The 13,537-nt window shown below is 41.7% G+C and carries 2 protein-coding genes; both read left to right on the top strand.

All coding sequences use genetic code 11. The annotated features are described in order from the left end of the window. The first annotated feature begins 1 nt into the window (after position 1). Positions 2–4,519 (top strand): MupA/Atu3671 family FMN-dependent luciferase-like monooxygenase, encoded by a 4,518-nt coding sequence (locus N473_RS20425; protein WP_063369529.1) that lies wholly within the window; start codon positions 2–4, stop codon positions 4,517–4,519. Positions 4,520–4,523: 4 nt separating this feature from the next. Then, positions 4,524–13,529, top strand: coding sequence for a non-ribosomal peptide synthetase (locus N473_RS20420; RefSeq protein WP_063369528.1), 9,006 nt, complete (start codon positions 4,524–4,526; stop codon positions 13,527–13,529). Positions 13,530–13,537 lie beyond the last annotated feature (8 nt).

Here is a 13,537-nt window from a genome sequence, read left to right as displayed (position 1 = left end):
GGTGAATGTCTCAGCATTTTTAACCAGTTTATATAAAAAGAACATTGTAATCACACTGGTGGATGGTGCATTAAAGGTACAGTGCCCCGACGGTGAATTAACACAGGATATCGTTGCCCAACTTAAAGAACGAAAGCCAGAAATAATCGAATTTTTAGCACAACAACAAGATAATGCTGAGTTGATGCAACAAAATGAAAGTGAGATCCCTGTTAGTTCTGCTGAAAATGGCACTGTGACAGCTTCTTTCGCTCAGCAAAGGTTGTGGTTTATTGATCAGTTGCAGCAAGGGAGTGCAGAATATAACTTGCCTACTCCTCTACGTGTTAAAGGGCCTTTTGAACTGACCAATGCTCACCAGGCATTAGTTCAAATAATTAAGCGTCATCAGGCGCTTAGAACTGTATTTAAAGCCCAAGATGGAGAGCCCAAGCAGTACGTTTTACCTGAGTTTAGCTTTGCGATTAATCAAGTTGATTTGAGTGCATTTGAGCAGGCTGAACAAGAGTCGCAACTTCATAAAATCTTAGAAGAAGATGCAGCGACTTTGTTTGATTTAGAGCATGATTTAATGCTAAGAGCCAGTTGGTTAAAGCTTGGGGAAGAAGAGGGTGTATTGTTGTTTAACATGCACCATATTGCGACTGATGGCTGGTCTATATCATTATTATTAAATGAGTTTATTGCACTTTACCAAGCTCAAGCTAATGGCGTGCAAGCCGAGCTACCTGAGCTTAGTATTCAGTATGTTGACTATACACAATGGCAATCGCTTAGAGAGGAGAGTGATGCTTTAAATCGACAGAAAGAATACTGGAAAGCACAGCTAGAAAATATTCCAGCATTACATGCTTTGCCAACGGATCATGTAAGGCCTGCTGCACCTGATTATCGCGGTGCGATAGTCAAGCAACAAATTGATAAAGAAGCGGCTGAACGTGTGAGAACCTTTGCGCTCAAGCATCAGCTGACCCCATTTATGTTGTTGCAAGGCGTTTTTGCGTTGCTTATATCCAAACACAGCAATAGCAAAGACATTGTTTTGGGTACGCCCATGGCAAACCGAACGCGTTCGGAGTTATCAAACTTAATTGGTTATTTTGTTAATACTTTAGTGTTAAGAGTTAATGCTGATCATGACAGTATTGCGGCTTATCTTGATCATGTGAAAACGATTAATTTAGGCATGCAGGATAATCAAGATGTGCCGTTTGAACAGTTAGTTGAAATGAGTCAAGTTCCCAGAGATCCTGCCATTGCGCCACTCTTTCAATTGATGTTTAGTATGAATACTAACTCAGAGGTTGCGCTTTCAATCGAAAACCTCTCTCTGACGCCCATGATAGCGGCACAACCGATTGCAAAATATGACTTAGATTTGAGTGCAGAGATAAATGATGATGGTATAGAGTTTCAATGGTTGTATAGTGAATCATTATTTGAAAATGAGTATATTCAAACACTTGCATCACAATATATTATTCTTCTGAATAGCTTGGTATCAGCATCACACGATAGCTTAGAGCGATTATCTTGTATTAGTGAAACTGAACGTCATGCGCTTGTGTCAACGTATAATCAAACAGCTGAACCTTATCAAACAAACTTGCTCGTGCATGAGTTAATCGAACAGCAAGCAAAACGCCAGCCTCAAAAAGAAGCACTTATATTTAATGATCAACGTTTAAGTTTTGAGACTTTGAATCAAAGGGCAAATCAACTTGCTAGGCTAATTCAACAAGTTAGCACTACGGATAAAGGCCGTATAGGTGTGTGTTTACCGCGTAATCCTGACATGCTTATCGCAATGTTAGCGGTATTAAAATCAGGCGCAGCATATGTACCATTAGATCCCAGTTTCCCTGCAAAACGGCTACAGACAACACTGCATCAGGCTCAATGTGATTTGCTGCTCACTTCTGAGTCAATTGCTTCGTTTTTAGATCCTAATTACTTGCCTAACACCATGATTTTAGACAGTGATGAAGTGGTCAGTCGCTTAATAGAGTGTGAGACGGAAGACCTGACAAAACAGGATATTGCCGCAGATGATTTAAGTTATGTGATTTTTACTTCTGGTTCTACCGGCGCACCGAAAGGGGTCATGATTGAGCATCAGAACCTACTAAGTTTTTTCCATGGAATGAACCAGTCTGTTGGAAATCAGCAAGATGCAACATGGCTGGCGATGACAAGTATCAGCTTTGATATTTCTATTTTGGAATTATTATGGACTTTGTCTAACGGACATAAAGTCGTACTTTCACCAGATAGAATTGTACGTACAGAAGAAAACAAGCCGTTAGACTTTAGCCTATTCTACTTCGCGGCAGATCAAGTAACAGGACAAAACAAATATAACTTGTTACTTAAAGGCGCAAAATTTGCTGATGAAAATGATTTTAAAGCTGTTTGGATCCCTGAACGTCACTTTCATGAATTTGGTGACCAATTTCCCAATCCATCTGTTGCGGCAGCCGCTGTTGCAGCCACGACGGAGCATATTAGGATCCGCTCAGGCAGTGTAGTTTTACCATTACATGACCCCATCAGAGTGGCTGAAGATTGGTCTATGGTGGATAACTTGTCTGCAGGGCGAGTTGAGCTTTCCATTGCATCAGGATGGCACCCTAATGATTTTGTTTTCTTTCCTGAAGACTTCAAGATCAGGCATCAAGTGATGCGCGATAAACTTGTTGAACTAGATAGTTTATGGCGAGGAGGTGCAATTACACGTCGCAATGGTATTGATCAAAATATTGCCATTTCTTTGCATCCACAGCCGATTCAATCTTCATTACCAACATGGATCACAGCAGCTGGTAACCCCGAAACCTTTGAATATGCGGGTAGTATTGGCGCAAATATTTTGACTCACTTATTAGGTCAATCACTAGATGAACTGGCCGAGAAGATCATGCTGTATCGCCGATCATTAGAGCAACATGGGTTTGATCCTAAAGAAGGTAAAGTTGCACTTATGATCCATACCTTTATTGGAGATACCCATGCGCAAGTCAGTGAGCTAGTCGAGCAGCCATTTAGAAATTATTTAAAACATTCTATCGGATTAATGAAGCCGCTAGCTCAAGAGCTTGGCATGGACATTGACACTGATCTGGATGCAGTCATTGATGTTGGCTACCAAAGATTCTTTACTCAAAGTGGTCTCTTCGGGACCGTTGATTCCGTAGCGAATCAACTTAATAAAATCACTCAAATCGGTGTTGATGAATGTGCTTGCTTAATTGACTTCGGGATTGAGCATGAAGAAGTGTTAGTGAGTTTAGAGCGTTTGAAAGAAGCAAAAGAATTGAATGCATTGCGAGCTAAACAGGCGCAGTTTATTAGTGAATTGGCGGCTAATTCGCAGAAGTTCGATTTAAAAACTGTCATTGCGCAAGAGGAGATCACCCATATTCAATGTACACCGTCCCATGCTTATGCAGTGTCGGACGTTTTGTTAGATCCCTCTATTGAGCATCAGGTTTCGACTTTGTGTGTTGGTGGTGAGGCTATGCCGGCAGATTTAGCTGAATTGTTATCTGATCAGCCTTGGCGATTACTCAATATGTACGGTCCTACCGAAACAACAATTTGGTCGAGTGTGAGTGATGTTTCTCAAACAGGCTTGCATTTAGCTGGCCCAATTGCCAACACCCAGTTTTATGTTATGTCAGAGGGACGGTTAGCACCAAGAGGCGCGATAGGCGAATTATATATTGGTGGTGCTGGAGTTGCTCGTGGCTACTTTGACAATCAATCATTGACTGAAGATAGGTTTTTGCCAAGTCCATTTGATTCTAGCCCGAATGCGAGGGTGTATCGGACGGGAGATTTAGTTCGGTTGAAACCGAGTGGTCAATTGCAGTTCATTGGTCGTGTTGACGATCAAGTTAAATTACGGGGATTTCGTATTGAACTGGGCGATATTGAAAGTCACTTGCAAAAGCTTACTCAAATTAAAAGTGCTGTTGTTAGTCTTGTTGATGAGAAGAGTCATAAAGCACGATTAGTAGCTTATGTCTGTCCTACAAGTCAATTGCAAGACGAGCAAGTATTTGCGGAGTCGTTACGCGAGCATATGCGTGATGTACTGCCAGATTACATGCAACCTAGTCAATATGTGGTACTGAAAAAGTTACCACTCACGCCTAATGGGAAGGTCAATCGCAAAGCATTGCCTGCGCCAGAAATATCACTACAGCAACATAAACTGGTGCCACCAGAGAGTGATACTGAAGTGGCGTTGATTGGTATTTGGGCAAAGCTGCTACAAGTAGAAGTTTCATCCATCAGTGTATTGGCAAACTTTTTTGAATTAGGGGGGCATTCACTTCTTCTAGTGAAATTAGGTGCGCTCATAAAGCAAGACTTTGATGTGGACCTATCTGTTATTCAACTGTTCACATACAAAGACTGCCGTGAAATGGCCAAAATGATTGAGCTACAAAAACTAAAACAAACCGCTGAAATTCAGCTGCAGGAAAGCGAGCAAACCGAGGAAGTGGAGATATAAAGTAATGAGTGTTGTTGAAAACTTATTAGCCAGCTTATATGAGAAGAATGTTGCCATCAGTGTCGTTGATGGGAAAATGAAACTAAAAGCCCCTGAAGGCGTTTTAACACCTGATTTATTGGCACAACTAAAGCAGCATAAAGCGTCATTGGTGAGCTTGCTATCACAGCTCGATCAGGCTGGTGCTACTTTGTCAGCAGCAGAGCGTATTGCGCCTATAGACAGGGAGCCAATGGATTGGTTACCAGTTTCTTTTTCGCAGCAGCGCTCTTGGTTACTTGAGCAGGTGAATCATGGCAGCGCAAGTGAGAATATGCCATTTACGCTTGAAATTACTGGGCAATTTAACTTGTCGATTGCTGAAGCGGCTATTCAAAAAGTCATAGAGCGCCATGAGGTGCTTCGTACACGATATGAGATGCAAGATGACACGCTTGTTCAGCAAGTTTGCACAGATGTTGACTTTTCACTACAGCAAGTAAGTTTAAAACATTTGACTTCAAATGCTCGCGAAGTGCATGAGTTAATTGAAGCCGACAAGGTCGCATTGTTTGATTTATCTAGGGGGTTATTGGTTCGAGCGTTATGCATTGAACTACAAGATAGCGTAATACTTCAATTTACTATGCATCACATTGCATCTGATGGTTGGTCACAGCGCATTTGGCTTAATGAGTTCATTCACTATTATCAACAAATTTCGTCTGGAAAAGTTGAAGAATTAGCGCAATTACCAATCCAGTATGTTGATTACGCTTCTTGGCAAAGAGAGCAGCTAAGTGGTGAGGTTTTTGATGTTCAGTTAGGTTATTGGTCGAAGCAGCTAGCGGATGCGCCGACTTTACATAGTTTGCCTTTACAAAAGGACAGGCCAAGTGCAAATGCGGGGCTCAATAAGGTTGTTACTCACTATTACGACAAAGAACTTACCAGCAAAATTCAACAAAGTGCAACTGATTTAAAACTCACGGCATTTATGATGCTGCATGGCGCACTGTCTTTAGTTTTATCTCGTCATTCCAACAGCACAGATATATTAATTGGTACAGCTGTAGCTAACCGTCCACAAGCAGAGTTGGAACCTTTAATTGGTGCTTTCACAAATACCTTGGTACTTAGGGCCAATACTCAGCATGCATCACTTAATGATTATCTAAACCATATCCGACAGGTAAATTTGGATGCACAAGCTAATCAAGACGTGCCATTTAGTGAAGTCGTTGATCATTTGAAGGTACCTAGAACACCTCAGCATGCACCTGTATTTCAGATAATGTTCACGATGGACACCAATGAAAGTAGTGATGCCAGCCTTTCAGGCGTATCTATCGAGCGAGTTGAAAGTGACGAAATGGTTGATCTATTTGATTTGGATATAACAGCCGAGTTCGATCAGGGAAGATTAAAATGGCAGTGGCTTTATGACGAAAGTCTATTCGATAGATCATATATTGATACTTTGAATATGCATCTTGAACGCTTGGTCTCAGAAATGATCGCGCGACCAGATGCTGAACTCAGTGCCCTGCCAATGCTGAGCAGTGATGAAGTACATGAGCTAGTTACAACACGCAATGATACATTCATGGCTTTACCTGATGTATCGCAAATACAGCACTTAATCGAACAGAAAGCGATAGCAACGCCAGATGCCGTTGCGTTGAGCTATGGCTCTAACCACTTGACTTATCGTGAGCTAGATGAAGCCGCGAATCAATTGGCCAACTACCTTGTATCACAAGGGGTCACGTCCTCACAGCCAGTCGCCGTATGCTTTGATCGATCTTTGGTGATGATAGTTGCAATAATTGGCGTGTTAAAATCTGGCGCCGCCTACGTGCCAATTGATCCCAAATATCCAGAGCAGCGCATTAAATATATTCTAGAAGACTCAGGTGCCTCTCAAGTATTGGTGGATGAACATCAAGATAAAATACGTGAATTATGTAATAACGCTTGCATCGTCTTAAAAGGTTTATTAGGTACTGACGATTTTCAATCTGCTTCAAAGGCCAAGCCACAAGTAGACAATGTTGATGCTCAAAATTTGGCGTATATTATTTATACTTCAGGTTCTACTGGTAAACCTAAAGGCGTAGAAGTAGAGCATGCTTCTTTACTCAATTCGACGTTAGCCCGAACACCAGTTTTCGTTTTTCCTGAGCGTTTCTTGTTATTACATTCAGTGGCTTTTGACAGTTCTGTGGCGGGGATCTTTTATACGCTTTGCCATGGTGGGCAGCTTTGTATTGGTGATGACTTACTGACCAATAGTGCGGAAAATTTAATCCAGCAACTGTCAGAAAAAGCGATTACATTTTTGGAAACCACGCCAACACTATTAGACGTCTTGTTGGATATGCTTGGCACCACACAATTACCTTACCTTAATACAATTGTGATTGCCGGTGAGGCATTCAGTAAACAATTGGTTGAGAAGTTTACTCGCTGGTCTGAATTACAACCTCAAGAAGTAGAGTTAGTCAATGAATATGGACCAACAGAAACGACGGTTTGGTCAAGTGTTGCAAAGTTAACATTAGATAATTGTGACTCAATAGGCCATGCGATAGCGAACACACAGCTTTATATTGTTGACTATTCCGGCAATTTAGCGCCGATAGGCTCAGTAGGTGAGCTTTGGGTCGGTGGAGATAACTTAGCTAGGGGCTATCACAACAATGATGCAATGACCGCACAAAAGTTCATTGAAAATCCATTCACTAACTCAACAAATTCTCGTATATACCGAACAGGCGACTTAGTTAGATACTTAGATGATGGGCAATTACAATTTGTTGGTCGAGTTGATGATCAGATAAAAATTCGTGGTTATCGTGTTGAGTTAGGTGAAATTCAAAATAAGATTACAGAATTAGAGGAAGTACAATCTGCGGCGTTATTAATCGCAGATAAGGGGACTGAGAAACATTTAGAAGCTTATGTAGTTGCCGAAAATCAACAAGAAAAGGTCACTTTTTACCCTCCTTCAGGCGATCATTTTCTATTTGATCAGGCGCATTACACCGCGATGCTCAGAGATACTCGTCGAAATACCTGCTTTCAAGAGGCTATGAATAAAGTATTGAAAGGAAAGGTTGTACTTGAAGTGGGTCCTGGTGCTGAGCTTGTGTTAACTCAAATGGCACTTAAAGCTGGCGCTAAAAAAGTCATTGCTGTAGAGATTAATCCGGTGGCTTACGAACAAGCGCTGGCCAAAGTGCAAGAGCTCGCATTGGCCGATCAAGTAGAAGTGTTACTTGGCGATATCCAGACAGTTGAATTACCTGAGCAGCCAGAGTTTTGTATTTCGGAATTAATTGGCACTATCGGCAGTTCTGAAGGGGCGGGCGATATATTAAATAGCGTACGTCCAAGGCTCTCGAGCCCTGAAAACATGCTTCCTAAAAAGTGTGTGACGAAGATGGCTGCTGTTTCACTCTCTGAGTCTCAATGTGTATTTGGGTTCAATCAAATTGGTACTGAATATAAAGATGAGATTTATCGTCAATGTGGTAGTGAGTTTGACTTGCGATTATGTGCTGATCACATCACACAGTCTCACCTGATTTCAGAGGTAGCTACATTTGAAGAGTTGGATTTTACTGAGGAATTTGAAGCTAATAGCACTCAAAGAATGCAGATGAGCGTCACAAAAGGTGGGCGTCTCACTGGATTTGTAGCTTGGGTTAATATTCACTTAGATGATGATATCACTTTAGATGTATTCGCAGATAAAAATAGCTCCTTTTTACCTAACTATTTCCCGCTAGACCTTGTCGGTGTTGAGGTTAATGTTGGCGATGTGATTTCAGGTGAAGTGGTACGTCAACCAGTAAGTGAAGGCCTTGGCCACAATTATGTTCTTAATCTCACACTTGAGCGTTTAGGTGTTGAATTACAACGTTTCAGTATTAATTCTACTCATAACTCGGGTGAGTTTAACGGTAATACTTTTTATCAAAAGTTTAATCAATCAGAAGTGGTTGAATTTCCAGAGTCTCACGTATCGGTAGCGAAAATTCGCAAATATTTAACTAACTCATTACCGAGTTATATGGTGCCTACTCGTATTCATCTAGTGGACGATATTCCATTAAATAATCACGGAAAAGTGGATAAGGCAGCGCTCAAAGACAAAGCATCTGATGGTGATGAAAGAACCATCGTTGCACCTCAAAACAATTCTGAGCAAGTATTATTAGAGATTTGGAGTGAAGTATTAGGATTTGAGCAAGCAGCTATCAGTTGTGATGACGACTTTTTTGAACTTGGAGGCCATTCATTACTGGCTGTGCGCTTATCTAATGAGATAGCTAATCATTTTGGTAAATCGGTTCGTATTAGCGCCCTTTTTGAACATGTAGGGATAATAAATCTAGCGCAACATATTGATTCGATATCAGAGCAGAAATACGAATTGCCTAAGGTCACGCCAGACCTCGTCAATCGTTATGCCCCATTTGAACTCAATGATATTCAAAGAGCATATTGGGTAGGTCGTCGAGACGACTTTGAAATGGGAAATGTAGGAACACATGGGTACTTTGAGAAATTTGCAAAAAATCTCGATGTGGCGCGATTAGAAGCTGCTTGGAATGCTTTAATAAAGCGCCATGATATGCTGCGAATGATAGTAAATGAGGATGGTACGCAACGAGTTTTAGAGCAGACTCCTGATTATCAATTTAAGGTATATCAGTATAGTGACGAAGAGTCGGCCAATGCTGGACAGTTGGCTGTCAGGGAAGAAATTTCTCACGCAGTATATAGCGGCCGAGAGTGGCCATTATTCGATATTCGTATCACACACCTCAATGATCAAGATTCTGTCATTCATTTTAGCTCTGACGCACTGATTGTAGATGGTTCTAGCTCGGTCATTCTGTTTGATGAATTGTTCGCATTATATTGCAATCCTGATTTGTCCTTAGCACCTTTAAACTTCACGTTCCGTGATTATGTCGTTGCATCGTATGCGCTTCGTGAGAGCCCTATATTTAAAAAGTCTCAAGACTATTGGCAGTCTCGTGTCGAATCATTCCCTGAACGTCCTTTATTGCCGACAAGTATGGAGCCTGATTCTATTTCACAGCCTCATTTTTCTCGGGTTAAGCATTCGCTAACCAAGGAACAATGGCAGCAGTTGAAGCAGCTTGCAGGGGAGCGTCAGATCACACCAGCTGGTTTGTTTTTAGGTGCATTTTCTTGGGTACTTTCACATTGGTGTGAGAGTAAACATTTTGCGCTTAATTTGACTTTATTTAATCGCCTGCCTCTGCACCCAGAGGTAAATAAAATCATAGGTGATTTCACAACTCTTTCTTTATTAGAGGTTGATTTAACCGATCCAAGTGTGGATTTTGCAACGCAAGTGAAAGGGATTCAAAAACAGTTATGGGAAGATCTTGACCATAGGCACTTTGGTGGCATTGATATGCAAAAAGCGTTATCGAGTCATCTTGGTCAACTACAGAATTTCCCTGTTGTCGTAACCAGTACGATTGGTTTAGAGGAACAGAGCGACACGAATACTTCGAAAGAAGATACGCTTCAGCTGGCTATTGCAGAAGAAACATTCGGAAGTTCAAAAGATGACTTTGCCATCACTCAAACATCTCAAGTTTGGTTAGATGTTAAAGTGAACGAGCTTCAAGGTGAACTGCACTGTGCTTGGGATCATGTTGATGAATTATTTCCAGAGGGGATGATTTCTGATATTGCCCAGTCCTTAGACCGCTTATTAGTTGCGTTAACAGAAAGTAGTGAGATTTGGGAGTCGATATTACCTGCGCCTCTGCCAGAACAGCAAATGCAGTTAATTGAGTCTACGAACGAGACACAAACGCCAATTGCTCAAGATTATCTTCATAGTGCAGTAGAGCGTCAAATGCAGCAACGGGGTGATGCGGTTGCTATTTACTCAGATGATAAGACATTAACTTATCGGGCACTTTGGCATTATACAACTGCTCTAGCATGGCAATTACAACACAAGTCGGTGAAACCAGGTGAGCTTGTCGCTATTGTGATGGATAAGTGTTGGCAACAAGTTGTTGCATCAATTGGTATTTGTCGTAGTGGCGCTGCCTATTTACCTATTGATGCAAGCTTGCCACAAAGCCGTATTGAATTGTTATTAGAGTCTGGTCGTGTGACACATGTTGTCACAACTGAGCGCAGCGCGCATTTATTGCCAGATTCGATGCATCTTCATATCGTTGAACATATGGCTGACCTGCAACTACCTGACGAAGCTTATCAATTAGAATGTGCCGCAACGCTATCGGATTTGGCCTATGTGATTTTCACATCGGGTTCAACAGGTGCGCCAAAAGGCGTGATGATCGAACATGCTGCAGCCAACAATACTTGTATTGATATAAACCAGCGTTTCCAAGTAACAGCACAAGACACAGTGTTTGCGCTGTCGAATTTAAACTTTGACTTGTCTGTATATGATATTTTTGGCGTGCTGGGTCAAGGCGGTGCATTAGTGTTACCGAAGCAGAGTGAAGTTAGAGACCCTGCTAGTTGGCTGAGGTACATTAAAAATCATCAAGTTACAATTTGGAATACAGTGCCTGCATTGATGGTGATGCTGACCGAGCAAATGAAGGACAGTAAAGACCTGTTACCAATACGCCAGGTACTTATGAGCGGAGATTGGATCCCGCTAGACTTACCTAACAAAATTAGGTGTATCGCCCCTGAGGTAAAAATTACAAGTTTGGGCGGTGCGACGGAAGCATCAATTTGGTCAATTTATTACGACATTGATGAAGTGCATGCGCACTGGAAATCCGTGCCATACGGAAAAGCTTTAGCCAATCAATCTTTTTATGTACTGGATAAATCGTTAGAGCCAGCACCGATCTGGTCTATTGGCGACCTTTATATAGGTGGTGTTGGTCTTGCCAGAGGCTATTGGGACGACATTGAAAAAACGGATAATGCATTTTTCAAGCATCCTAAATCTGGACTGAGACTATACAAAACCGGTGATCGAGGGCGCTTATTACCAGATGGTAATATTGAGTTTTTAGGTCGTGTTGATCACCAGGTTAAAGTGCAGGGTTATCGCATCGAATTGGGTGAAATAGAGGCGCATTGTAAAACGCATCCAGAGATTGTGGATGCTGTGGTCACGACATTTGCACTTCATGGCCGCAATTGGTTAGTGGCATTCATCGTGTCAGGCAACCCGTCAGCGGTATCATTAAAGACGGCACTTCAATCGCATCTAAGTGAGCAGTTGCCCCATTATATGGTGCCTCAACATATCCATTTGGTGTCTCATATCCCATTGACTGCAAATGGTAAAGTTGATCACAAAACGTTGGCTGGAATGGCAGTTAAGAATGCTATTTCGGCAGAAGGCGAAGAGTTATCTACTCTTACACCTGCAGAAACCAAGCTTGCAACATTGTGGTCTGGTTTATTGAATCTGCCATTAACTCACTTTGAAAGCCACAGTAACTTCTTTGCATTGGGCGGCGACTCTATATTCGCTGTGCGACTCGTTGCCGAAGTTGAAAAAGTATATAACACGGTAATTTCAATTGCGGACGTATTCCAAAATGCTGAGTTAAGTCAGCAAGTAGCAGTAATTGAAGCGCAAGAGACAAGCCAGCATTTGAAGATTTTACCATTGTCGGATAGCGCATTTTATCCAGTTTCGCCTAGCCAAAAGTCAATGTTTATGGTGGCATCTATGGATCAGCGCTCCTTGGCTTATAACGTTCCTTTTGCGATTAAAGTGTCAGGTCAGTTTGATCTAAACAAGGCACAATCTGCATTGCAGCAGATTGTACAGCGTCATGAAGTATTTAGAACCAGCTTTACATCAGACTCTCAAGGTGAGATCCAGCAAATAATATCTAGTGACGTTCATTTTAATGTTGAGCTGGCTCATATGTCTGAAGTCAGTGATATTGAGTCCTTGATCCAAACATTTATTCAACCTTTTGACCTTGCTCAGTCTCCTTTACTGAGGGCAAAAATCATCTCTTTAGATACAGATGATGAAGGCCAAGGTCGTTGGTTGTTGTTGTTAGATATGCACCATATTATTTCTGATGGCGTGACAATGAACCTCTTTGTGCATGAGTTTGCCAAGTTATATGAAGGCGAGAAATTACAACCATTGGCTGTGCATTATAAAGACTACAGCGGGTGGTTAAATAAGCGTTTAGCGCAGCCAAGTATGACTGAGCAGAGTACTTATTGGCTTGAACAGCTTGGTGGTAATTTGCCTAGCATACAGCTACCTGCTGATTATTCTCGCCCGGCAGTCAAAAGTGGCGCGGGCGCGCACATTTTAAGTATTTTCGACTCAGAGCTTACCTCTCAAATTCAATCATTTGCTCAGGAGCAATCGTGCACTTTATTTATGACCATGCTTTCATGTGTAAATATCTTGTTGCATAAACTTACCTACGATGAAGACATTATTGTCGGTACGGCTGTGGCTGGGCGCGAGCACAGTGATTTACAAAATATGATGGGTATGTTCGTCAATATGCTGGCTCTGAGAAATTCGGTAAAGCCTTCGATGTTGGTTGAAGAACTCGTGGCCGCAGTGCGTGAAAACACCCTTGCAGCTTTTGAAAATCAACAAATGCCTTTTGAAAAGATCGTAGAGCAATTGAAGCTGGTCAAAGATCCTGCGCGTCAACCTGTATTCGATGTGTGTTTCGCCATGAGAACAGAGGATGAAACACAGCGCAATATTGACATTGAAGGAGTCCATTTCGAAGGGTATGAACCAGAATTTGAAACAGCTAAATATGACCTGACATTTGACTTGTATTTATATCAAGGAGAGTTGCAGGTCAGGCTAGAGTACTCAAAGGACTTATTCAATGAGGCTTCTGCTACGCAATTCTTGATGCTATTTAAGCAAGTAACAATTCAAGCGATTGCGTCACCACAGAGCAAAATTGAACAGCTTGATACACTGCGACGAAAAGCACATGTATCAAGTGAAGAGTTTGGATTCGAGTTTTAAAGTTAATA

Origin of the sequence: Pseudoalteromonas luteoviolacea CPMOR-1 (genome assembly GCF_001625685.1) — a bacterium.
In the GTDB taxonomy this organism is placed as follows: Bacteria; Pseudomonadota; Gammaproteobacteria; order Enterobacterales; family Alteromonadaceae; genus Pseudoalteromonas; species Pseudoalteromonas luteoviolacea_K.
Note: the sequence above shows the minus strand (reverse complement) of the source record. Positions and strands in the feature narration are given on the sequence as shown.